A 23602-nucleotide genomic window follows, 5' to 3' on the forward strand; every position below is an offset into this window, starting at 1 on the left:
ACAGTCAGTGCTCCGCCGCAGGCTTCCTTTTCTGCGGATACAGCGTCTCGCCGCGTGCCAGCATCTCCACAAAGGAAGCTATCCGCGCTGCCCGGGTCTCCGGCCGCTTGGCGGTGTTCGTCCGGTAGATCAGTGCGTACCGGTTCACCTTGGTGAGGACATTGAACATTTCCTGCGCCGCCGGGACGGCGGCGATGGCGGCAGCCAGGTCCGCCGGTACCTCCGCTGTCCCTTGCCCGCCATAAGCGGCATCCCAACGGCCATCGGCCTTGGCGCTTTCGACGGCGGCCCGGCCGGCGTCCGTCATCCTGCCTTCGGTTTCCAACCGCGCGACGATCCCCACGTTGCGGGCGGACCATGGACTCCTGCGGACGCGGCGGGTCATCCGCTGGAAGTAGCTCTCGTCGTCGCGCTTCCGGACCTGGCCATCGATCCACCCGAAGCACAGCGCCTCATCGAGGGCTGCGTCGTAGTCCAGTTCGGTGACGTTGCCGCCTTTTTTGTGGAGGATAAGCCACACGCCGGGACTGTCCGTATGGTTGTTCTCCAGCCACAGCCGCCACGCTGCCGCATCCGGCACCAGCAGTTCCTCCAGTTCAATGGCCATGGCCCTATTCTGCCTGCCGGCTGCCCGCCAACGGCACTGTTCCAGCCGTTTCAGGGCGTGGCATGATGGCCATGTCTGCCCGTTTGACGATGCGAGGAGAAACCCATGCTGCGTGTCCGCCCCATCCACTTCACGTCCCGGCCGGACGCGTGGGAGGAGCTCCTGACGGCTCTGGGCATGGCCAAGACCGTTGATGAGGGCCCGTGGCGGGAGTTCGACGCCGGTGCCGGCCGGCTGGCACTGCATCTGGCGGAGGCAGGCGCCGCTGACGACGGCATGACGGCCCTTGGCGTTGAGGTGCGCGATCTGGCGGAGTTCGCCCGGCGCACCAACCTCGCCGCGGTCGAATCCGAAACCACCACCGCCGACCTCATCACCGCCGATCATGGCGAGTCCTGCCGCGTCAGCAGCAAGGACGGCTTCAGCTTCCTCGCGGACAAAGGCGCCCACGGCGCGGTCTGCGCGGAGGCTGACACGGCCCTCACCGTCGTCGGGGTCTGGTTTACCACTGATCCGGGCGCGGCCGCGGTGACCCTGCAGGATATCGGCGCCCGCTTCCGCCCGGTCCCCGACGCCGACGAAACGGCAGACTTCACTGCCAAGAACGGCGGGGTGCTGATGGTGCGTCCCGCGTCCGGCAGCCCGCGCTCCGGCCTCGGATTTGAGTACGACGGCGATCTGCGCACCGTGCGCGACCGGCTCACCGCTGCGGGAATCGCCGTGTCCGAGACGGAGGAGGCCTTCGCCAGGACGCTGCACGTGGCCAACCCGGATGCGGCGGAACGCTCCGGCAGCTCCGGCGCCCATGTCCCTCCCACCCTCTGGATCTCCCAGCGGCTCGCCACGCAATAATCCACAGGCGGGATTCCACCGCTTTCAGCGACGCTTTACGCTGATAGCTCACTCCTCACCGGCCCGCACGCGTCCGATGGGGTAGAACTTAACCATGAACGTTCGTACTCCTGACCCGAATCCCGGCTGGCTTTCCGAAGAAGACCTCTTTGAGGCCCGCGGGAGGCTCCCCATGATCTATGTGGAAGCCGTTCCGGTCAGGCTGGATCCGCTGGGATTCGTGAACGAGGTGGGCACGCTGCTGCAGGCCGATGAAGACGGAACCATGATCCGGTCGCTGGTTTCGGGCCGCGTGATCTACCGGGAGACCGTCCGCGCCGCGCTCCTGCGCCACATGGAGAAGGACCTCGGCCCCCTCGCCTTCCCTCAGCTCCCCATCAGCCCTGTGCCGTTTACCGTGGCCGAATACTTCCCCGCCCCGTCCCACACCGGCTTCACCGATGACCGCCAACACGCCGTATCGCTGGTGTACGTCATTCCCGTGACCGGCGAGTGCGAGCCCCGCCAGGACGCCCTGGAACTGACCTGGATGACGCCTGAGGAAGTGCTCAGCCCCGACGTGCAGCTCGAGTTCAGCGGTGGCCGCGGTGCTCTGATCCGCCAGGCGCTGGCCTTCGCCGGAGTGGGCTTCTAAGCCCCGCGCGAAACCCCGGGGTCCCCGACTTCCGGCACCTGCCTTTGTAGACTGTAGGGCGGACCGCAAGAGAATTTAAGGACTTCCATGACCGAAACCCCAGTCTCCCGGTACTACAGCGAACAGCAGGCTGGCTCTTTGACCACCGGCGATCAGCTCCTCCTGCCGGACGGTGAACGGACCGCGGAAATCCAGCAGGTGGAGCTTGAGTCCGATGACTACGGGGCCCCCGCTCTGATCCTGGCCAGCCTTTCCGGCGGCGGCACAGTGCGCATCGCCGCAGGCTCAGCCGTGAAGATCGTGAACACCAGCGCCCTTGACGAAACGCCCGACGCCGGCGCGCCGCTGTCCCTGGCCGTGGAACCTGCCGCGACGGAACCGGAGGAAGCCCCGGTGTCTCCTGCCGTCGTCGTACCTCCCCTGCCTGCGATTCCGCCCGCCGTGAGCGGGCCAACCGCGGCAGAGCTTGCACGCATCCCTGAGCCGCAGGGCACGCCCGAAGCCGTCGTGGAAGCTGCTGCAGAAGCACACCCCGACGCCGGAGGGGTGCTGCTGCTCGCCGACAAGCTGACCAAAGGCATCAACTTCAAGTCCGGAAGCTGCCTCAAAGACCTCAGCGACCTGGCACACGAACTGTTCATCACGCTCAAGGATCCTGACGGTGCGCTGGCGGTCGCGGACCTGCTCAACGTCCTGCCGTTCGACGGAAACCCGGGCAGATGGGCGTCCGTGGAGGCCTCCCTCGCCCTGTCCAGCTACATTTGCCGCCAGGACCGGCAGGAGGACCGGGCCGAGGTCTATGAAAAGCTGCTGCGCTCTCCGGAGAACCAGGAAACGGACCCCTTCAAGTCCCGGATGAATGCCAAGATCCGCCAGCGTTCCCTGAATGAACCGAACCTGTACGACAAAGAAATCTTCCGTTCCATCGACAACTCCAACCACGAGGCCGAGCGGGAGTGGCGGCTGTTGCGCCTTGAGTCCCTGCTTTTCCTGCGGGCCCACGGCGGATCGGAAACCATAGGCGCCGGCGAACTACAGCGCCGGATCAGCAACGAACTCGAGGCCGTCAGGGCCTGAGCGGTCCGGGTGAGGGGAATTCCCCCTACCCGGGGCCGCGCCTGCGTTGTACATTCGGGCTATGACGAACAATCTGAGCGTAGTAATCAATGCTGATGCGCCGCAGGTTTGGACCATGCTGCGCGAACCGGCCAAAGTAGCGCAGTGGCATGGCTGGGAGGCCGACGAACTGGCTGCCGAGATCCATGAGATCTACTTCCACAAGGACGTGGTTGAAGCCCCGGACCACACCAGCCTGACCACCCACGGCGGGGACGTCTTCGACCTGAAACCGGTGCCCGGCGGGACATTGGTCAGCGTCACCCGGGCAGCACTGGACCACAACTCCGAGTGGGCGGCCTGGGACGAGGACATCACCCAGGGCTGGCTGACTTTCCTCCAGCAGCTCCGCTTCGCCCTGGAACGCCATCCCCACGGCAAACGGCACACCCTGTTCTTCGAGTTTCCCGGCGGGAAAAGCTCCGCCATCGACAAACTGGGGCTGTCCGGCGTACCCGCTCCCGGGGAGCCGTACGAGCTGACGCTGGGGACCGGCGAGGAAATCTCCGGCAAGGTCTGGTACCGCACCAACCACCAGGTGGGCCTGACCGTCCACAGCTATGCGGAGCACGGGGACGGCCTGCTGATCGTTGCCGACCAGCCCGTCATCGACGACGTGCGGCCCGAGGGCGGCTCCCTGGTGATCATATCCACCTACGATCTGGGCGCCCACAAGCTTGAGGCCATCAATTCGCACTGGGATGGCTGGCGGGCTGAGAACTACCCCACATCAAACGCGCTCCACTGAGGGAACAGGACCGATAGCTGGCACACTGGAACCGTGCCAGCCAACCCCTCCCCAGCCATGCCCGCAGCCGAGACGTCCACTCCCGCGGCGGCGGCTGACCAGTCGCAGTTCTCGTTCACCGTTGGCACCCGCCTGGCCGGGCGCTGCGCGCCGTCGTCCGCCCAGGAGGCCGCCAACGGCGGCGAGTTCCTGGGCCGCACCGGGACCATCACCACGCCGCACGGTGAGATCCGGACGCCGGCTTTCATCGCCGTCGGGACCAAGGCCACCGTGAAGTCAGTCCTGCCGGAGTCCATGGCGGAGCTCGGGGCGCAGGCGCTCCTGGCCAACGCCTACCACCTGTACCTCCAGCCGGGCGCGGACATCCTGGACGAAGCCGGCGGGCTGGGCGCCTTCATGAACTGGCAGGGCCCCACTTTCACGGACTCCGGCGGGTTCCAGGTGATGAGCCTGGGCTCCGGGTTCAAGAAGGTCATCGACATGAAGTCGGTGGACGCCTCCGGTCCGGACGACGCCGTGGCGCCCGGCAAGGAACGCCTGGCCCACATCGACGACGACGGGGTGTGGTTCAAATCGCACCTCAACGGCGACCGGCACCGCTTCTCCCCCGAAATCTCCATGCAGGTCCAGCACCGGATCGGCGCGGACATCATGTTCGCCTTCGACGAACTGACCACCCTGCAGAACTCCCGTGGCTACCAGGAAGAGTCGCTGGAGCGGACGCGGCTGTGGGCTTTGCGCTGCCTCGACGAGCACTTCCGGCTGACCTCGTCCCGGGTGGGCAAGCCGTACCAGGCACTCTTCGGCGTCATCCAGGGCGCCCAGTACGAGGACCTGCGGCGGAAAGCCTGCCGGGACCTTGGTGCCATGGACTTCGACGGGTACGGGATCGGCGGTGCGCTGGAGAAGGAGAACCTGGGCACGATTGTCCGCTGGTGCAATGAGGAGCTGCCCGAGGACAAGCCGCGGCACCTGCTGGGCATTTCCGAACCGGACGATATCTTCACCGCGATCGAGAACGGCGCCGACACCTTCGACTGTGTCTCCCCCACCCGGGTGGCCCGCAACTCCGCGTTCTACACGCCGCAGGGCCGCTTCAACCTCTCCGGCGCCAAGTACAAGCGTGATTTCGGTCCGCTGCAGGACGGGTGTGACTGCTACGCCTGCGCCAACTACTCCCGCGCCTACATCCACCACCTGTTCAAGGCCAAGGAGATGCTCTCGGCCACGCTGATCTCCATCCACAACGAACGCTTTGTGGTGAAGATGGTGGACGACGCCCGGCTGGCCATCGAGTCAGGCACCTTCTTCGACTTCAAGGCCGAGACCCTGGCGCAGTACTACTCCTGAGCGCCTTCCGCGCCTGGCCCCTTCGGCAGGTGTGCTCCGCGGCGGGTGCATCGCACCGTTTCGACGGTTCCCTGCGCACTCGACGGCTACGAACGTCGTGTGCGCCGGGAACCGTCGAACCGGGCTTGTCCACATAGCAACTCCACGGTCTGCCGCGGCCAGGGCGACCGGTGGAGGCTGGGCCCATGGCAAAAGAATCTACCCGCGGCCTTCCGGTTGGAGTGGACCTGTGGCGGACCGGGGAGCTGCTGGAAGCAGGTCTCAACGCACGGGCCATCGCTGCATTGGTCCGGTCCCAGGACCTGGTCCGGCTCCGGCGCGGCTGCTACATCCGCGGAAGCATCTGGGCGAAGCAGAAGCGATGGGTGCGCAGCCGCCAAGTGATCGCAGCCCATGCCCACGGAACGCTGACGACGTCGGGCGGGGGCTTTGTGTACAGCCACACCTCCGCTGCCAGGCTCCATGCGCTGTACCTGTGGGATGTCGACGACCGCGTCCACATCACCCAGCAGACGTGCCCCTCGCCCGTATCCCATGGCAAGGACGTCGTGGCACACACGCGGACGCTGGAGGCGGGGGACATCATTTTCGTGGATGGCCTGCCCTGCACGTCGCTGGAGCGGACGGTCGTGGATTGCTGCCTCATGCTTAATTACAGGCAGTCCCTGGTCCTGATGGACCACGCCTTGAGGAAGGGCGCGGATGCGGAGAAGCTCCGGGCAATGTGCTCTGCATTGACTGGAAGAAACGGCGTCCTGGCCCTTCGCCGGGCCATCGAAAACAGCGATGCCCGGTCCGAATCTCCCGGCGAAACGCTCTCCCGCGAGCTTCTCCACCGGCTCTGCATCGAGCCACCCGAACTTCAAGTGGCGGTGGGGTCCGCGGCCGGCCAGCACCGCTTGGACTTCGCGTGGCGGGATAAGAAGGTGGCCTTGGAATTTGACGGCAAGGTGAAGTACTTCGACTACCAGCCCACTGACGAGGCCATCTTCGCCGAACGCCAGCGCGAAAAAGCCTTGATGGCCCTTGGCTGGAGCTTCGTCCGGGTCGAATGGAAACACCTGTTCCGCGAGCAGGAGTTCAAGATGACCGTCCTCCGGGCACTCCGGAGGAAATCCGCTGCCTAGGGTCGGCCCATTTCGCTGGTTCCCTGCACACTCGACGGCTGCAGACGTCGTGTGCGCAGGGAACCGTCGAAACGGGGCGCGGGTGGGTGGCCGGGCGCGGGGTGGGGCGGGGCGGGGGGTGGCGGGGCGCGGAGTGGGGTGGGTGGCCGGGGCGCGGGGCGGGTGGCCCGGGGTGGCTACGCCCCGTAGCTCGGTTCGCGCTTCTTGATCCAGCCGATCACCAGCGAGGTCACCGGCACGAAGAGGAACTCCACCAGGGTCTTGTAGACGAAGCCCACCACCACGTAGTTCAGGAAGGTGCCGAAGTCCGTGATGCCGATGACGGAGGCTGCGATGCTGCAGAAAATCAGGGTGTCCACGAACTCGCCCGCGCCGGACGAGCCCATCAGCCTTGCCCACAGGGACTTCTCCCCCGAGCGGGCCTTCATTTTCACCAGGATCCAGGAGTTGATGGTCTGGCCTGCCAGGAACGCCAGCAGCGAGGCGAGCACAATCTGCGGAACCGGGCCAAGCGCACCCTCAAGGGCGGCCTGCTTGGACGTGCCAAACTCGTCGTCGAAGCCGGGCAGGGCGATGATCACCCAGTAGCAGACCGAGGCGAAGACGGACAGGGCGAAGGTGGTGAAAATGGCTTTACGGGCCACCTTGAAGCCGTACACCTCGCTGATCACATCGCCCAGGATGTAGGCCAGCGGGAACAGGAAGAAGCCACCGTCGGTAATGATCGGGCCGATCGCCACACCCTTGGATGCACCGATGTTGGACAGGATCAGCACCACGGCCATGAAGGCCAGCATGATGCCGAAGTAAGGCGATCCGATCGACGCGAATTTCGGCGCTGTCCGTGCGGAGTTGTCGAGTTTAAGGGCGTCAGGGCCCGAGGGGGAAGGCATGGGGGAATCCGTTTCGTAGTGGTTCGCTCGGGTCTCCGCGTTACCCAATGGAGGTTCGGGACACCGGCTGTATTAGCACTGTCACGCTATTCTCCCACCGAACAGGCGCGACTCTTCCACCGAACAGGCACCGCACTATTTTGAACACGTTCAGTTCCATGGCAGACTGACTTTTGAACACGTTCAAAAGGAGTGAGCATGGCAGCCAAGAGTGAACAGACCAGGCAACGGGTAGCAGACGTGGCACTTCGCATGTTCCGCGAGATCGGCTTCGAGAAGACCACCATGCGCGCCATTGCAGCCGAGGCCGGGGTCTCCGTGGGCAACGCCTACTACTACTTTGCGTCCAAGGACGATCTGGTCCAGGAACTCTATATCCAGGTCCAGGCCGAGCACGCGGCCACAGCAGAGGAGTCACTCGAAGGCCTGAAGGACCTGGGCAGCCGCCTAAGGGCCACACTGCACACCGGACTGGACGTCATGGCACCGTATCACCGGTTCGGCGCAGACTTCGTGGCCACGGCCATCCGCCCCACCTCGCCCGTCAATCCCTTCGCAGGAAAGTCGGCGGCGGCCCGGGAGGCTTCACTCGCCATCTTCCGGGCGGCAGTGGAAGGTTCCAGCCCGCCGGCTCCGAAGAAGCTCCGTTCGGAGCTGCCGGAACTGCTGTGGCTGGCTTACATGGGCATCGCGTTGTTCTGGGTCTACGACACCTCCGAGGACCAGCGCCGGACCCGGAAGCTGGTGGACGGCGTTGTCCCGCTGATCACCCGGGGCCTGTCACTGGCACGGATTCCGGGCGTCAACAGGATGCTTGACGACGTCCTGAACCTGAGCCGCAGTATCCGGGACTGAACGACAAAGGGGAAGAGATGACCAAAACAAACACCGTGGTGCTCGCCGGGGCTTCGGGCTTCATCGGCACCTGCCTCCGGGACCGCTTCGAGCGGGACGGCTGGAAGGTTCGCACCATCGGCCGCCGGGCGGCACCGGGTGCAGCCGATTCGGCGAATTGGAACGACGACGGCGCCATCACCCGGGTGCTGGACGGCGCCGACCTTCTGGTCAACCTCGCGGGACGCTCCGTCAACTGCCGCTACAACGCGCGGAACAGGGCGGCCATCCTCAATTCCCGCGTCTCCACTACCGAGGCACTGGGCCGTGCCCTCGCGCGGTGCCAGGCGCCGCCGTCGGCCTGGCTGAACGCCAGCACCGGCACCATCTACCGGCACGCGGACGACCGGCCCCAGACGGAGTCCGACGGCGAACCCGGCACCGGCTTCTCGGTGGACGTGGCGCGGGCATGGGAAACCGCGCTGGAAGCTGTCCCCACGCCCGGGGTGCGGAAAATCGCCTTACGGATCGCCATCGTCCTGGGCCCCGGCGGCGGCGCCCTGCGCCCGTTCGCAGCCTTGGCGCGGCTTGGCCTGGGCGGGCACATGGGATCCGGCCGCCAGAAGTTCAGCTGGATTCATGTGGAGGACGTGTACCGCACCATCCTCTTCCTCCACTCACGGACGGACATCTCCGGTCCGGTGAACGTGGCCTCTCCCGACGTGGTGGACAACCGTGAACTGATGCGGCTTGTCCGGCGCGCGTACGGGGTGCGGCCGGGCCTCCCCACTCCTACCTGGCTCCTGCGGCTGGGGGCCGTGCTGATCCGCACCGATACGGAACTCGTGCTGAAAAGCCGGTGGGTGCAGCCGCGGAAACTCATCGATGCGGGGTTCACGTTCCGGCACCCTGAGCTGGGGCGCGCGCTGCTCGCGATCGCCAAGGGGAGTCCATGAACCGCCTGCGTCGCGTGACGTTCGGGCCAGGGGCCTTCCTCCTTGGGACCGGAATCACCGTGGCCCTGTTTGGTATTCCGCTCGGGGCCACAGGCTACGTTTTTGGCACCGCCGCGGCGCTGCTGCTGGGAATGCCGCTGGCCCTGGCCACCGGAATCCTGATGCGGGGTGTCCGGGACCAGCTGCTGCATGTTGCTGGTCGCGGGATTACTCACCCTCCTGTTCATGGCCGGTGGCGGCTGGTACACCATGTGGGGCCTTGTCCTGTGGGCCGGCATTTGTGCCGGCGCAGGACGGTTGGCTGTGGTCCGCCTCGTGACCACGCATGACGGGGCGGAGCCCTTTCGCGGCGTCATCCCCGGCGGAGGCCCGGCGCCTGATGGCAGGATGGAACCATGACGTTCGCTTCAACTGACTCCCAGTCCCCAGCCGCTGCTCCCGCCCTTGCTCCCGCCGTCGTCCTGACCATTGCGGGATCCGAGGCTACGGGCGGCGCCGGCGCCCAGGCCGATCTGAAGACGTTCCAGGAGTTGGGCGTCTTTGGCATCGCCAACCTGACGTGCATCGTGTCGTTCAATCCGAACGACAACTGGAACCACCGCTTTGTGCCGGTGGACCAGCAGGTGATCGCGGACCAGCTGGAAGCCACGACGGCGGCCTATGGGCCGGTTCTGGACGCCGTGAAGATCGGCATGCTGGGCAGCCCGGCGACCATCAACACCGTCGCCACCGCACTGTCGGGCGCAGGATTCCGCCATGTGGTCCTGGATCCGGTGCTCATCTGCAAGGGCCAGGAGCCCGGCCATGCGCTGGACACTGACCTCGCCCTGAAGGCACAGATCCTGCCGTTGGCCACGTTCGTCACTCCCAACCACTTCGAAGCGGAGTCGCTGTCCGGGCTGGCGATCACCGACGTCGAGTCCCTCAAAGCCGCAGCCATCCGCATTCACGAGCTCAGCGGCGCCGCGGTGCTCGCCAAGGGCGGCGTGAGGCTGTCAGGCCCGGACGCCGTCGACGTTTACTACGACGGCGAGACACTCGAGGTGCTCAGCGCGCCCAAGGTGGGCGAGGTTGCTGTGTCCGGTGCGGGCTGCTCGCTTGCTGCGGCGGTGACGGCCGAACTGGCCAAGGGAGCCAGCCCGCTGGAAGCGGCCCGGACGGCCAAGGAGTTTGTGACCGCGGGCATCCGCAACCGGGTTGCCTCGGGCGCCCCGTTCGACGCCCTCTGGCAGGGCGGGCCCCGCTAACCACTCCCCCGCCCCCGCGACCCTCTGGCACTTCCTGCAGGATTTTCCCAGACCCTCTGGCACTCCCTGCAGGGTTTTCCCAAACCCTCTGGCACCGTGCCAGGGTGCCCCACTCAACAGTCTCAGGAGCGGGGGTCGGCCACGATTCCCATGAAGAGCGGCAGGCCGGTCTCAACGTGGACGATCTGGTAATGGAACGGCCGGTCGAAATCGATGGTCCGTTCGGGCTCCGCCGGCGCGCCGGAGGCCATCCCGCTGATCTGGGTGACAGCCGCCGCGACAGTACCCTTTTCCGCCACGGTGATGTTGGCAGCCTGGGCGGCCTGGGTGATCTTCATGTCGGGCTGGATGTTGTTGAAGTCCTCAGCATTGTTGAGTGTCCTGACCAGTCCCAAGGACCCGAGGACCTTCCGCAGGTCAAAACTGGACTTGTGGTCCCAGCGGGGCAGCTGGATCCGCACTGACACCAACGGGGACGCATCAAAGGTGTCTGCGATCTCCGTCAGCTCCTCAGCGGTCAAGGCGGCGGCGGCGGGGCGGTCCGCGGTGCCCTTCCCGACTTCCGGCAGGACCAGCCGCATGACGAAACCGTCAGCGTACGGCAAGTCCACGCCGCTCCAGCCGGTCCCCTCCGCGTAGTTCATCTCAAGTTCGTTATGCATGGCGGGCGCCTCGATTTCCTCGCCGGCGGCCGTGGTGAAGGGCAGGTCAGAGGTGGCGTTCGGGTCAAACGGCTCGCTCCATGCTGATGCGAAGTAGAGGGCGTTGAGCAGGCTGAAGGTATTGTCGGGATCGTACTTTGCGGGAGCTTCCTTGATCCGGCCGCCCGTGTTCTTGTTGACCCAGGCATCAATGGCCGGCTTCGTCGCCCCCTCATTGCTGAAGTCCACGGGATAGACGCCGGTCCCGTAGTGCCGGGCCAGGGTGTCCAAAAATGACGCACCAGTGGGGACACCTTTGTCCACAAAGAGCCCGTTGGCGGCGTGCATGACCGGGTTCCGCGGCGGGTTGTCCTCGTCCACGGAGCCCGGGTCGCCGTCGACCTTCTCCAGCGAGCCGAGCACCGCATTCATGGCCTCGTCACGCTTCTCCGCGGGAAATGTGAGAACGCTGTCCATCTCAGCGGCGGTCTCGCCGGAGGCCCCAACGCGGAGCATCGACAGGGCAATCAGCAGGCTCGTGGGTGAGGACACCACGTTCCCCGCGGCCCCCTCGCCGCCGTCGGCCAGCAGCGCCTCGCCGAGCCCAAAAGCCGAAGCCCGGAAGGAACGCAGCTCGGCGGCGTAGTCCGCACGGTCCACCGACACCCGTTCCACGCCGTCGGCCGTCAGAAGCTCCGGCGCGGGCGCCGAACAGGCGGTGAGCGCAACCAGGGCACCGGCCGTCGCGATTCTGGCCGCTCTGGTTGTCTTCATCTTGTCCCCCTGAGACATGGTTGGCCGACGCTGCAGGGGATTCCGCCTGCACTTTCAGTCAACCAGCCGGCCCGCCACGGAACGATGCCCGTAGGGTCACGGTTTGCCGTCGTTTCGGTCTCGGAAACGGGCGACGACGGGACCGCCTGTTTCCCGAAACAAAACCTCGGGGATGGGTGGCGAGGTCCTTGGCCACGGGTGCGCACTCCCGCGATCACGTGGGTGGGCTCATCAGCTGACACGGCCAACATAGCCCCCACCCCGATCGGAACGCTCTCTCACTAAACGCAGGAAATCCCCCGACGCTCTCTCACTTTCCCAAAGAAAGTGAGAGAGCATCGGGGGAAAACCAGCAGGATCTGCCAGAGCGCCCCGGTGGGGTGGGTGTACGACGGCGGGCGGCCACCCGCCGTCGTACGTCCCCTGTGTCTGTTGTCCCGGGCACTAGACGTTGAGGAGGTCCTTGTCGTCGTCCTTGGCCGGGCGGTTCCAGGCGTCGCCCTGCTCGCGGTCCAGGTGGGTGGTCTTCTTGTTCTTCAGGGCGAAGATGTAGACCACCAGCGAGATGGCAATGGCAACCGTGACGTAGGCGAAGAACAGGTCCACCCGCTCGGCTTTCTGGAACGCAGCGCCGAGCAGCGGGACCGTGCCGCCGAAGAGCGAGTTGGCGATCGCGTAGCCCAGCCCGACGCCCAGGGCGCGGATGGAAGCGGGGAACAGCTCAGCCTTGACCAGCGCGTTGATGGAGGTGTAGCCGCCAACGATCAGCAGGCCACCGAGCATCAGCATGAACGCCATGAACGGGTCTTTGGTGCCGGCCAGCGTGGACAGCAGCGGCCAGGTGAACAGGACACCGGTGATGCCGAACCACAGCAGCAGCGGCTTGCGGCCCACCTTGTCCGAAATCAGGCCGTAGACAGGCTGGAGCAGCATGAAGATGAACAGGGCCCAGAAGTTGATGACGGAGGTGTCGGTCTTGGCGATGCCGGACGTATCGTTCATGAACTTCAGGATGAAGTTGGTGTAGGTGTAGAACGCCACGGTGCCGCCGAGGGTCACGCCGATGCAGATCAGCAGCGGCTTCCAGTACTGCGTGAAGAGCAACCGCATAGTGCCGGGCTGGGCCTCACCGGCCGCGATGGGCGCCTTGGCAGCAAGGACCTGCTCTTCAGAGACAGTTTCCTCCATCGAACGCCGCAGCCACAGAACCACCAGAGCGGCCACACCGCCGATGGCGAACGGGATACGCCAGCCCCACTCGGTCAGGTCGCCCTTGGGCATCACGTTCTGGAGGATGACCAGCACCAGCAGAGCCAGCATCTGGCCGCCGATCAGGGTCACGTACTGGAAGCTGGAGAAGAAGCCGCGGCGCTTGGAGGTGGCGGCCTCGGACATGTAGGTGGCGCTGGTGCCGTACTCGCCGCCCACGGAGAAGCCTTGGACCAGGCGGACAAAAATCAGCATCACCAGGGCCCAGACGCCCACCTGTTGCGTGGTGGGCAGGATCGCGATGGCAAAGGACCCTGCAGACATCAGCGTCACGCTGAGCGTCAGCGCGGCTTTGCGGCCCTTCCGGTCGGCATAGCGGCCGAAGAACCAGGCGCCGATGGGGCGCATGAGGAACGACGTCGAGAAGACCGCCATCGCTTCCAGTCCCGCTTGAAGATCGTCCTGGGAGTTGAAGAAGTGGGATTGGAAGTAGGCGGCGAAGACGGTGTAGACGTACAGGTCGTACCACTCCACCAGGTTGCCCGCGGAGCCTTTCAGGATGTTGCTCACTGCCCGGCGGGTCTGGGCTGCCTCGCTCTGGATTTCGGTTTGCTGGGTGCTCATCGCTGAACCTTCCTGGATTGCGGCGCCGCGGCTTCCTGGCGCAGTTTCGTGCTGTCCATGGCGACATTGCCCATGGTTCCTCCTCGACGTTGACGGTCCCTGCACACGCCAAGGGACTCATCCAAGTTATGGGTGATGCACAGCACAACCTACGTGGCAGGCCATTTCCTAACACTTCCTTAGGTTTCGCCGGGGCCGGAGGGTAATCTCCAAAGCGGGCAGATTTTGGTGCCCAGTCAACGAAAAGGGACCGTGCCATGGAATTGCTGATCGTCGAGGACGACGACGCCATGGCTTCCGCACTGGCCGCCGCGGTGGTAACGGCCGGGCACCACCCCACCCGCGTGGCGCGCGGCGCCGACGCCCTGCTGGTCCACCGGAAGTTCGGGGTGATCCTCCTGGACCTGGGGCTTCCGGACATGGATGGCCTTGAAGTCCTGCGGAAGCTGCGCCAGGTCACCCCGGTGCCGATCCTGATCCTGACAGCGCGCGACGACGAACGCAGCGTGGTGCTCGGCCTGCGGTCCGGAGCGGACGACTACCTCGTCAAGCCTGTGAAGCTCGTTGAGCTTTTGGCCCGCATCGAAGCAGTGACGCGACGGGCGGGCCGCCACGCCGCCGCGCCGCAGCAGGTCATCGCCCTGCGGGATCTGCAGATCGACCTCGAACGGCGTGTGGCAACCCGGGGTTCAGAGGAATTGCCTTTGACCGCCACGGAGTTCGATCTGCTTGCCCTGCTGGCTGGTCATGCGGGTTCTGTAGTGACCAGGGAACAGATCCTCGACGCGCTGTGGGGAGACGCCTTCGTAGCCACCTCCCGCGCCCTCGACGTCCACCTGACCGGGCTGCGGGCCAAGCTCCAACTGCCCGGCTTCATCATCAACGTCCGCGGCGTGGGCTACCGGATCGAGGCTGACTCCGCGTGAAGCTGCGCGTCCTGGGCATCCTGAGCGTACTGTCCGTCCTGCTGGTCCTGCTGGGCTCCACCGCCATCCTGGCGTCGGTCAGCCGCGAGCTGACCCAGGAACTCCAGATCAAACGGGTGGCCGCACTGAACCGGTTCGCGCAGGTGGCCCTGGACGCCACAACCGCCGAGGTTTCTGCGGGGCTCCAGACGGAAATGGACAGATATTCCGAGCTCTACGGCGAGGGAGTCCTGATCCGCCTCCAGCAGGGCACCTTGCGCTCGGGGGGCCTCAGCGAGGACAGGGCCGACGTCGGTGACGCACTGGCCCGGGCGAACCTGAACCTCAGCGACACCACTCTGCCCCCGCTTCAGCCTTTTGGCCCGGACTCAGAGGTGCTGTCCCGGTCCTTCGGCAGTGCCAGCCAGGTGCTGGGCGAGGTGGTCCTGGAGGTGAAGGTGGAACCGGCCCGGCAGAAACTGCGTGAGCGGTGGCTCGTCGTCGGGTTGGCGGCCGCCGCGCTCGCAGCCATGCTCCTCCTGGTTGCTGCAAGGGTGACCCGGTGGGTGCTGCGCCCGGTCCATCGCCTGAACGCGGCAGTGACCCAGTTCGAGGCAACCGGCCGGACCGGTCAGCTTCCTGAGGATGGGCCGCCGGAGCTGCGGGAGTTGAGCCGTTCCTTCACCACGATGGCCCGGACCGTCAGCAACAGCCTGGAGTCCCAGCGGCAACTGATCGCCGACACCTCGCACGAGCTCCGCAACCCGGTAGGCGCCCTGCGGCTCAGGATCGATCTGCTCCAGCTGGAACTCCAAACTGCCCGCCAGCAGGACGCCGCAGCCGGGGTCGTGGCAGAACTGGAGCATGTGGAAGACCTCCTCGAGGGGGTCCTGAGGCTGGCGGCGGCTGAGCACAGGGCAAGTGAATACTCTGCCCGGAGCCCACTGGGCGGATCTTGGAGCAGCCCCGCAGGCCGGGTTCAGGCTCCCATCGATCCGCACCCGATCCTCCAGGAGGAAGCCGAACGGGCCGGACCCGCAGCCCTCCGCAGTGGGGCGACAATCCTGCTGCACGGTCCGCCGGAACCGGCCGTGCAGATCGCCGCCAACCCCGCCGAACTGGCCCAGATGGTGGCGGAACTGATCAACAACGCCATCAAGTACGCGCCGGGCGCCCGAATCTCTATCGGTGCCCTGCGTAGCGGAGGCGCCGTCACCATCGAGGTGTCCGACGACGGCCCCGGGCTTTCGGCCGACGAACGGGCAGCGGCCACCGGCCGGTTCTGGCGCTCACCGCGCAACCGCGGCATCGGCGGCAATGGCCTGGGCATGACCATCGTGGACAAGCTGGCCAGCGCCAATTCAGGCCGCCTGGTGCTTGCCGGGGCCATCCCCCACGGCCTGGTTGCGCGCCTTGAGTTCCCGCCCGCAGTGACCGGGCCTGATGCCGCTGCCGGGCCTGCCTCCTTGCCCGGGCAGGCAGCCCTGACCGGGCAAGACCAGGCAACCGGTCCAGGGCAGGTTGCCTCGAATGAGTGACTTGTACGTTTTTTCCCGCCGGACTGCCCTCAAAGCAGGCCTGGCAGCCGGCCTGACCGGGCTGCTGCTGCCAGCCCTCAGTGGATGCACACCTGAAGACCGCCCGGACACGATCACGGTTGCCGGCGGCGAGCCCGGGGGCTTTTATCTGGAGTTCGCCGGACTGCTCGCCGCATCGCTGCAGCGCTATGGTGCAGCAGGCCAGGCCACGGCGCTGACCACCGGTGGCAGCCTGGATAATATTGAATTCCTGCTCTCGGGCAAGGCAACGTTCGCCATCGCACTCTCGGACGCAGCTGCCCAGCGCTCAGCGGCAGGTGACACAAACGCCGTCGGAATCTCCGCCGTCGGGAAGGTCTACGAGAACTACATCCACTGCGTTGTCCGGCGGGACAGCGGGATCCGGGATATCGGCGGGCTGGCAGGCCGGACCGTGGCAGTCGGTGAGCCTGGCTCGGGGACGTCGCTGACCACTCCCCGGCTGATCGAGGCCGCCGGGCTGGGCTTCACCGCACTTGGCGCCGGCGCAACTGCCACCTCCGGAGGGACCGTCAGCGTCCTCAACCTTGGGCTCAACGAGGGCCTTGCAGCCCTGCGGAACAAGTCCGTGGACGCGTTGTTCTGGTCCGGCGGCGTGCCTACCGCGGCCATTGCGGCCGCCCACCGTGACGCAGGGCTGGCTCTCCTGGACCTCTCGCCGCTCCTGCCGGCGCTGCGTGCCAAACACGGGCTTTTCTATGACCGCGTGCTGATCCCGGAGAGTGCCTATCCGGGCATTCCGGCGGTCTGGACGGTGGGCCTGGCGAACCTCCTGCTGTGCCGGAGCGATACGGATGCCCGCACGGTGAAAAAGACTGTGGAGATTCTGGTCAATCATGCTCAGGAACTGGTCCCGCGCTCCAGCCTGGGCGTGCAGTTCCTGAGCCCGGAGTCGTTGATCAACACTCCGGGACTTCCGCTGCACCCCGCCGCGGCAGCCGCCTACCGGGAGCTGCACGGCTAGGCCCAACGCTCTCTCACTTGATGCAATAAATTCACGAACGCTCCATCACTTTCTTGAAGAAAGTGATGGAGCGTCGTGGAAAAACCGGCAGTAAGTGATAGACCGTCGCCGGAAAACCGGCAGGAAGTGCCAGAGCGTCAGGCCCCGGAGTGGGCCTGCAGGAAGCTGTACACCTCGGTCTCGTCCACGCCGGGAAACGCGCCGGGCGGCATGGCGGCGAGCAGGTGCGAATGGGCGCGGGCCGACGGCCAGGCATTCCCGGCCCAGGCGGTGGTCAGTTCCGCGGGGGGACGCTTGCAGCATTTCGGATCGGGGCACGTTGAGGTTGCCCGCGCGGTCGTCTCCCGCCCACGGAACCACTTCACGTGCTGGTACGGCACCCCGATCGACAGCGAGAACTCGCCGTTGGCCGAGCGCTCAGTCCGTGCCGTGCACCAGTAGGTTCCGGACGGGGTATCGGTGTACTGGCTGTAGGCGCTGAACTTGTCCGGCACATCAAACACCGCCCGCGATGTCCAGGCCTTGCACGACGGCTGGCCCTCAATGGCGCCGGTGTGGTCCTGCGGGAACGCCACGCCGTCGTTCTCGTATGCCTTGTAGATGATGCCGCTTTGATGGGTCTTCTGGAAGTGGGTGGTGATGCCCAGGTGCTTGGTGGCCAGGTTGGTGAAGCGGTGCGCGGCGGTCTCGTAGGAGACGGCGAAGGCGTCCCGGATGTCCTCCACCGCGATTTCCTTGGCGGTTTTGGCGGTCTGCAGGAAGTCCACAGTGGCCTGCTCCGGCAGCAGCAACGCTGCCGCGAAGTAATTGGTCGCCACACGCTGGGCCAGGAAGTCGCCGTAGTTTTTAGGCGTCTCATGCCCCAGGACGTAATGTCCCAAAGCCTGCAGCAGGACAGATCTGGGGTCGTGGTCCTGCCGCTGGTTCTGCGTCAGGTAAATTCTGTGGTTCTTCAAATCGGTCACGGAGCGGGTGGAATGCGGCAGGTCACCCACGTGGTGGAGGGTGAATCCCAGCTTTTCGGCGATATCGGCGATCACGTGCTGGCTCAGCGGTCCGCCCGTGTACCCCACCAGGCCCAGCACCTTCTGCGCCTCGGCCTCATACTCCGGGAAGTAGTTGCCGCGCTCGCGCATCATGGCACGCAGCTCGCCGTTCGCGCGGCGGGCCTCCTCGGGCGTTGCCACTTGTTCGTTCAGCTTCCGTTCGAGCTCGTGCAGCAGACCCACCTGGGCTTCCAGCACATCGAGGGGAAGCCGTGAGCTGATGCGGATTTTGGGGAGGTTGAGGGACTCATAGAGTGGCCCGCGCTGGTAGCGTTCAAGCTCGATTTCCAGGGCTGCACGGCGGCTGGGCGGTTCGGCCCCGAGCAGCTGGTCGATGCTGACGTTGAAGGCGCCGGCCAGCCCCTGCAGCAGGGAGAGCTTGGGCTCCCGCTTGCCGTTCTCGATCAGGCTCAGCTGACTGGGTGCGGTCCCGACGGCGGCACTCAGGTCATCGAGGGTGAAGCCGGCCTGCTTGCGGAGATGGCGCACGCGGCGGCCCAGGCTGATGACGTCCAATTCCGGGGCGGCAGAGGACGACGACGACGGTGCGGCTTCACGATTCCAACTTCCAGGGGACATTTCTTGAGGATACGCGAAGAAGTGCGTTTCTTTCTACGGTTTTCCTCTATCGAAGTGTTGTGAAGTGCTGAAAAGTAGTAATCACGGAAAGAAACACCGCACCGGGGGTAGCTGGCCGGAACTGCAACGGAGCAGTTCCGGTCAGCGGATAACCACCGGAGCTCAATCAAGGAGATCAACGATGACTGCAGCTTTTGAGCCCACCCAGCAGACGCCCGAACAGCAGGCCGCCGCCCTGGAGCTTGAGTGGTCGGCCAATCCCCGCTGGGAAGGTGTGACCCGTGACTACAAGGCCTCGGACGTCGTCAAGCTCCGCGGCCGCGTCTCCGAAGAGCACACCCTGGCCCGCCGCGGCTCGGAGAAGCTGTGGAAGCAGCTCACCGAAGAGCACAAGACCGGCGGCTACACCAACGCCCTGGGCGCCTTGACCGGCAACCAGGCCGTGCAGCAGGTCAAGGCCGGCCTGCGCGCCATCTACCTCTCCGGCTGGCAGGTCGCCGCGGACGCCAACAACTCCGGCCACACCTACCCGGACCAGTCCCTTTACCCGGCCAACTCCGTTCCCACCGTGGTCCGCCGCATCAACAACGCCCTGCTCCGCGCCGACCAGATCGAGTTCTCCGAGGGTGTCCAGACTGTTGAGGACTGGATGGTCCCGATCATCGCCGACGCCGAGGCCGGCTTCGGTGGCCCGCTGAACGCCTACGAACTCATGAAATCCATGATCCAGGCCGGCGCCTCAGGCGTTCACTGGGAAGACCAGCTCGCCTCGGAGAAGAAGTGCGGCCACCTCGGCGGCAAGGTCCTCATCCCCACCCAGCAGCACGTCCGCACCCTGAACGCCGCCCGCCTCGCCGCGGACGTCGCCGGCACCCCGTCCGTGGTCATCGCCCGCACCGACGCCGAGGCAGCAACCCTGATCACCTCCGACGTCGATCCCCGCGACCAGGAATTCGTCACCGGTGAGCGCACCCCGGAAGGCTTCTACAAGGTCCGCAACGGCATCGAACCCTGCATCGCCCGCGCCAAGGCCTACGCCCCGTACTCCGACCTCATTTGGATGGAAACGGGCACCCCGGACCTGGAGCTGGCCCGCAAGTTCGCCGAAGCCGTCAAGGCCGACTTCCCGGACCAGATGCTCTCCTACAACTGCTCGCCGTCGTTCAACTGGCGCAAGCACCTGGACGACGCCACCATCGCCAAGTTCCAGCGTGAACTCGGCGCCATGGGCTTCACGTTCCAGTTCATCACCTTGGCCGGCTTCCACGCCCTGAACTACTCGATGTTCGATCTCGCCCACGGTTACGCCCGTGAAGGCATGAGCGCCTACGTCGAGCTCCAGGAGAAGGAATTCGCCTCCGAATCCCGCGGCTACACCGCAACCAAGCACCAGCGCGAAGTCGGCACCGGCTACTTCGACGACATCGCAACTGCGCTCAACCCGAACGCATCCACCCTCGCTCTGGTCGGATCGACCGAAGAGGGCCAATTCCACTAAAACTCCCGCCCACGGTGAGCGGACGAACTGCTCACCCGAAGGCACGACGGCGGCCGGCACGAAGGTGCCGATGCCACCGGGGGCCGGGGAAGGTGATCCGGAAGTGTGCGTAAAAGGGGCCCTGTCCCCGCCCGGCCGAGCTTTGCGAGGCCCCGGCGGGGATGGGGAATAGCACACGGAGGATTACCTTTTTTCGGCCCCGCCCTGTACCCCGCCGTCGAACACTTTGCGTCTCCGAGGAGAGATTGACATGAACAGCTTTACTGACGACTTCACGATCAACGGAATCACCATGACCGCGCAGCCCATCTGCCGGCAGAACGAGGTTCTTACTCCGGACGCTCTGGAGTTCGTCGCGAAACTGCACCGGGCAACTGCCGAGCGCCGGCAGGAACTGCTGCAGGCACGCCGGACCCGGCGGGCCGAGATCGCGGCCGGCCAGGACCCCCGGTTCCTCCGGGAAACCGAGGACATCCGCAACGACCCGTCCTGGCGCGTCGCTCCCCCGGCCCCGGGCCTGGAGGATCGCCGCGTGGAAATCACCGGACCGGTGGACCAGAAAATGACCATCAACGCCCTGAACTCCGGCGCGAAGGTCTGGCTCGCGGACATGGAGGACTCCTCCACCCCCACCTGGCGCAACGTCATCAAGGGCCAGCTGAACCTTACCGACGCCCTGGAACGCCGGATCGACTTCACCTCCCCCGAGGGCAAGGAATACAAGCTCCGCCCCGCCGGCGAACTGCCCACCATCGTGGTCCGCCCCCGCGGCTGGCACCTGCCCGAGAAGCACATGATCATCGACGGCGCCCCGATCGCCGGCGGCATCGTGGACTTCGGCCTGTTCTTCTTCCACAACGCACACCGCCTCCTGGCCCAGGGCAAAGGCCCCTACTTCTACCTGCCCAAGATCGAGAACCACCTCGAAGCACGGCTGTGGAACGACATCTTCATCCTCGCCCAGGACCTGCTGGGAATCCCGCAGGGCACCATCCGCGCCACCGTCCTGATCGAGACCATCACCGCCGCGTTCGAAATGGAGGAAATCCTCTATGAACTGCGTGATCACGCCGCAGGCCTGAACGCCGGCCGCTGGGACTACATCTTCTCCCTGATCAAAAACTTCCGCACCCGCGGCCCCCGGTTCGTCCTGCCGGACCGCGGCCAGGTGACCATGACCCAGCCCTTTATGCGCGCCTACACCGAACAGCTGGTACGGGCCTGCCACAAGCGCGGCGCCATGGCCATCGGCGGCATGGCAGCAGCCGTCCCCAACCGCAAGGACGAAGCCGCCAACACCAACGCCTTCGAAAAGGTCCGCGCCGATAAGACCCGCGAGGCCAACGATGGCTTCGACGGCTCCTGGGTGGCCCACCCCGACCTCGTTCCGGTCTGCCGCGAAGTGTTCGACTCCATCCTCGGCGAACGTCCCAACCAGCTTGAGCGCACCCGTGAGGACGTGATCCCGGACGACGCCGCCCTGATCAACGTGGCCGCCACCGAAGGGACCATCACCGAACAGGGCATCCGGAACAACATCGAGGTAGGCATCCGCTACATCGAATCCTGGCTCCGGGGCAACGGTGCCGTCGCCATCCACAACCTCATGGAGGACGCCGCCACCGCGGAAATCTCCCGCTCCCAGCTCTGGCAGTGGATGTACGCGTCCGCCATCACCGATCACGGCGAAATCATCACCCACCACTGGATCGAGGAACTCCTCGACGAAGAGTTCGCCCGCCTGGAACGCTTCGACGGCGACCGCTTCGAAGACGCCCGCGACATCTTCGAAGAAGTCACCCTCGCCCGGGATTTCCCGTCCTTCCTCACCCTCCCCGCCTACGCCCGCTACCTCACGGAAGCCAAGACGAAGGCCTCCGCCGAGGAACTCGCCGCCGCCTAAGAGGCAGCAGCCGCACAGAATTCCGTCTGCCGGGCCGGCACGCCCTTCGCAACAGGCACCCCGAGATCCGGGGAGCCGGCCCGGCGACGGAACCACCATTCAGCAAGGAGACGACGGCGGGACGCACCACACGCGGCGCACCCCCCGACGCTCTCTCACTCAATGCAGGAAAACCCTGATCGCTCTCTCACTTTCCACAAGAAAGTGAGAGAGCGATGGTGTTTAAGCTGCATTAAGTGAGAGAGCGTCCGGAGCAGGGGGAGGCCGGGTCAGCGGCCCTTGGGCACCAGCCGCACGGAGAGGGTCGTGCTGAGGAAGAAGGTCAGCGTCGAGGCCAGGATCAGGAGCAACGCCGGGGTCCAGGAACCGGTGGCGTTGTGGACGAACCCGACGAGGGGCGGGGCAACGGCGGCGAAGCAGTACCCGAGCCCCTGAACCGTGGCGGACATCCTGCCGGCCGAGGCCTGGTCCCGGGCCAGTTTGATGATGGCGATGAAGATGACCGTGATGCCGCCGCCCTGGGCGATGCCGCCGGAGATGGACCAGAGCCACCACAGCTGCGGTGCGAGCATCAGCCCGGCGGGTACGGCCACCCACAACACGCCCAAGGTGACCGCCGTCGTCGTCGTACTGAAGTATTTGGTGGCAAGCGGCACGCCCAGGCCGCCCACGATCGCGAAGATCTGGAACAGGGAGGACCCCGCCCCGGCGGCGGAAGCGGTCATGTCCAGCTCGTCGTTGAGGTAGCTCGGGAGCCAGGCGGTCACAGCGTAGTAGGAAAAAGCCTGCCCGGCGAAGCCTGCGGTCAGGCCGGCAGTGATCCAGCCTGACCCCTTGACCGCGGGATGCTCCTGGCCGCCGGGAACCACCTCAGCCGAGGGCACAAATGCGGTGCGGGCGCCCACAGCCAGCGTCCAGAAAATGATGGCCACCACCGCCAGGATGCCGACGGAGGCGAGGGAGATTTGCCAACCCGCGAGCTCGGCCAGCGGCGCCGCCACCATGGACGTCAGGAACGATCCGATGTTCAGGGCCGCCGTGTAGACACCCATCGCTGTGCCCTGCCGCCGCGGCGAGAAGTCACGGCGGACGATCAGCGGCACGCCGATGTTGCCGATGGTGATGGCCAGGCCGATCATCACGGTTCCCACGAGCACGAGCGCCGGGCCTCCGGCGGAACGGACGATCACCCCGGCCAGCACGCCCAGAATGGTGAGGGTGACGGCGAACTCAGCGCCGAAACGCCGCGCCGTCAGGGATGCCAGCGGGGCAGCGAGCGCAAAACACAGCACCGGGATGCTGGTGAGGAGCCCCAGGACCACCGGTGAAAACCCGAGGTCCGCCTGCATGATGTCCACCACGGGGGCAACGGCCACGAAAGGTCCACGCAGGTTCAGGGCCAAGAGGCCGATGCACGCGAGCAGGATCCAGGATTTCGGAACCCTCGCCATGAGCCGCCCGCTCACAGCGATTCCGGAGGGCTTAAAAATGATTTCATCACCCCCATTGCTATCACGC

At 65.8% G+C, this 23602-nt stretch carries 21 protein-coding genes; 15 read left to right on the forward strand and 6 right to left on the reverse strand.

Features of this window, described 5'->3' with window-relative positions; all coding sequences use genetic code 11:
* Positions 1–4: 4 nt before the first annotated feature.
* Positions 5–607, reverse strand: a complete 603-nt coding sequence (locus AC1MCA_RS07120) for a YdeI/OmpD-associated family protein (protein ID WP_479802246.1) — start codon at positions 605–607, stop codon at positions 5–7.
* 105 nt (positions 608–712) lie between these two features.
* Here AC1MCA_RS07120 and AC1MCA_RS07125 point away from each other — a divergent pair, with 105 nt between their 5' ends.
* From AC1MCA_RS07125 to AC1MCA_RS07150, 6 genes are all read left to right on the forward strand, one after another.
* Positions 713–1459, forward strand: coding sequence for a VOC family protein (locus AC1MCA_RS07125; RefSeq protein WP_479802248.1), 747 nt, complete (start codon positions 713–715; stop codon positions 1457–1459).
* Positions 1460–1553: 94 nt separating this feature from the next.
* The gene (locus AC1MCA_RS07130; protein WP_108597822.1) at positions 1554–2093 is read left to right on the forward strand and encodes an NUDIX hydrolase family protein; all 540 of its coding nucleotides are present in this window, start codon (positions 1554–1556) and stop codon (positions 2091–2093) included.
* A gap of 87 nt (positions 2094–2180) precedes the next feature.
* Positions 2181–3170, forward strand: coding sequence for a DUF6707 family protein (locus tag AC1MCA_RS07135; protein WP_479802250.1), 990 nt, complete (start codon positions 2181–2183; stop codon positions 3168–3170).
* 61 nt (positions 3171–3231) lie between these two features.
* Complete coding sequence (locus tag AC1MCA_RS07140) at positions 3232–3957, forward strand: SRPBCC family protein (protein ID WP_479802252.1); 726 nt, start codon at positions 3232–3234, stop codon at positions 3955–3957.
* A 33-nt stretch (positions 3958–3990) separates the two neighbouring features.
* Positions 3991–5307 (forward strand): tRNA guanosine(34) transglycosylase Tgt, encoded by a 1317-nt coding sequence (tgt, locus tag AC1MCA_RS07145; protein ID WP_479802254.1) that lies wholly within the window; start codon positions 3991–3993, stop codon positions 5305–5307.
* Positions 5308–5492: 185 nt separating this feature from the next.
* Positions 5493–6434 carry a type IV toxin-antitoxin system AbiEi family antitoxin domain-containing protein gene (locus AC1MCA_RS07150; protein WP_479802256.1) on the forward strand — a complete coding sequence of 314 codons (942 nt, stop codon included), beginning with the start codon at positions 5493–5495 and terminating at the stop codon, positions 6432–6434.
* A 176-nt stretch (positions 6435–6610) separates the two neighbouring features.
* Here AC1MCA_RS07150 and AC1MCA_RS07155 read toward each other — a convergent pair whose 3' ends face one another.
* Complete coding sequence (locus tag AC1MCA_RS07155) at positions 6611–7327, reverse strand: queuosine precursor transporter (RefSeq protein ID WP_108599652.1); 717 nt, start codon at positions 7325–7327, stop codon at positions 6611–6613.
* 198 nt (positions 7328–7525) lie between these two features.
* Between AC1MCA_RS07155 and AC1MCA_RS07160 the strand changes: the two genes are divergently transcribed.
* The 4 genes from AC1MCA_RS07160 to AC1MCA_RS07175 all read left to right on the forward strand — a co-directional run bounded on the left by AC1MCA_RS07160 (position 7526) and on the right by AC1MCA_RS07175 (position 10364).
* Entirely contained in the window at positions 7526–8182 is a 657-nt protein-coding gene (locus AC1MCA_RS07160; protein ID WP_479802258.1) for a TetR/AcrR family transcriptional regulator, read from the forward strand.
* A 17-nt stretch (positions 8183–8199) separates the two neighbouring features.
* A complete protein-coding gene (locus AC1MCA_RS07165) occupies positions 8200–9117 on the forward strand; it encodes a TIGR01777 family oxidoreductase (RefSeq protein WP_479802260.1) in 918 nt (305 codons plus the stop codon).
* A gap of 189 nt (positions 9118–9306) precedes the next feature.
* Positions 9307–9516 carry a hypothetical protein gene (locus tag AC1MCA_RS07170; RefSeq protein WP_479802262.1) on the forward strand — a complete coding sequence of 70 codons (210 nt, stop codon included), beginning with the start codon at positions 9307–9309 and terminating at the stop codon, positions 9514–9516.
* Positions 9513–10364: a hydroxymethylpyrimidine/phosphomethylpyrimidine kinase gene (locus AC1MCA_RS07175; RefSeq protein WP_479802264.1), complete on the forward strand. Its 852-nt coding sequence runs from the start codon at positions 9513–9515 to the stop codon at positions 10362–10364. Before AC1MCA_RS07170 ends, AC1MCA_RS07175 begins: the two co-directional genes overlap by 4 nt.
* A 122-nt stretch (positions 10365–10486) precedes the next feature.
* Here AC1MCA_RS07175 and AC1MCA_RS07180 read toward each other — a convergent pair whose 3' ends face one another.
* Together AC1MCA_RS07180 and AC1MCA_RS07185 are read right to left on the reverse strand one after the other, a co-directional pair.
* A complete protein-coding gene (locus tag AC1MCA_RS07180; RefSeq protein ID WP_479802266.1) occupies positions 10487–11779 on the reverse strand; it encodes a serpin family protein in 1293 nt (430 codons plus the stop codon).
* A gap of 444 nt (positions 11780–12223) precedes the next feature.
* Positions 12224–13612 (reverse strand): MFS transporter, encoded by a 1389-nt coding sequence (locus AC1MCA_RS07185; RefSeq protein ID WP_479802268.1) that lies wholly within the window; start codon positions 13610–13612, stop codon positions 12224–12226.
* A gap of 257 nt (positions 13613–13869) precedes the next feature.
* Between AC1MCA_RS07185 and AC1MCA_RS07190 the strand changes: the two genes are divergently transcribed.
* From AC1MCA_RS07190 to AC1MCA_RS07200, 3 genes are read left to right on the forward strand one after another with little or no spacing between them, the layout of a single operon-like run.
* Positions 13870–14538 carry a response regulator transcription factor gene (locus tag AC1MCA_RS07190; RefSeq protein WP_479802270.1) on the forward strand — a complete coding sequence of 223 codons (669 nt, stop codon included), beginning with the start codon at positions 13870–13872 and terminating at the stop codon, positions 14536–14538.
* Positions 14535–16055, forward strand: coding sequence for a sensor histidine kinase (locus AC1MCA_RS07195; protein ID WP_479802272.1), 1521 nt, complete (start codon positions 14535–14537; stop codon positions 16053–16055). The genes AC1MCA_RS07190 and AC1MCA_RS07195 overlap by 4 nt, the downstream gene beginning before the upstream one ends.
* The gene (locus tag AC1MCA_RS07200) at positions 16048–17058 is read left to right on the forward strand and encodes a TAXI family TRAP transporter solute-binding subunit (RefSeq protein WP_479802273.1); all 1011 of its coding nucleotides are present in this window, start codon (positions 16048–16050) and stop codon (positions 17056–17058) included. Before AC1MCA_RS07195 ends, AC1MCA_RS07200 begins: the two co-directional genes overlap by 8 nt.
* A gap of 137 nt (positions 17059–17195) precedes the next feature.
* Here the strand turns inward: AC1MCA_RS07200 and AC1MCA_RS07205 are convergent, their stop codons facing one another.
* Positions 17196–18683, reverse strand: coding sequence for a helix-turn-helix domain-containing protein (locus tag AC1MCA_RS07205; protein ID WP_479802275.1), 1488 nt, complete (start codon positions 18681–18683; stop codon positions 17196–17198).
* A gap of 181 nt (positions 18684–18864) precedes the next feature.
* On the opposite strand from AC1MCA_RS07205, the gene aceA reads away from it, so the two are divergent.
* On the forward strand, positions 18865–20181 hold the full coding sequence (gene aceA, locus AC1MCA_RS07210) for an isocitrate lyase (RefSeq protein WP_479802277.1): 1317 nt from the start codon (positions 18865–18867) through the stop codon (positions 20179–20181).
* 250 nt (positions 20182–20431) lie between these two features.
* Positions 20432–22084 (forward strand): malate synthase A, encoded by a 1653-nt coding sequence (aceB, locus tag AC1MCA_RS07215; protein WP_108598951.1) that lies wholly within the window; start codon positions 20432–20434, stop codon positions 22082–22084.
* A 269-nt stretch (positions 22085–22353) separates the two neighbouring features.
* Here aceB and AC1MCA_RS07220 read toward each other — a convergent pair whose 3' ends face one another.
* A complete protein-coding gene (locus tag AC1MCA_RS07220) occupies positions 22354–23535 on the reverse strand; it encodes an MFS transporter (protein ID WP_479803315.1) in 1182 nt (393 codons plus the stop codon).
* Positions 23536–23602 lie beyond the last annotated feature (67 nt).

This window comes from Arthrobacter sp. BK1 (assembly GCF_056680055.1).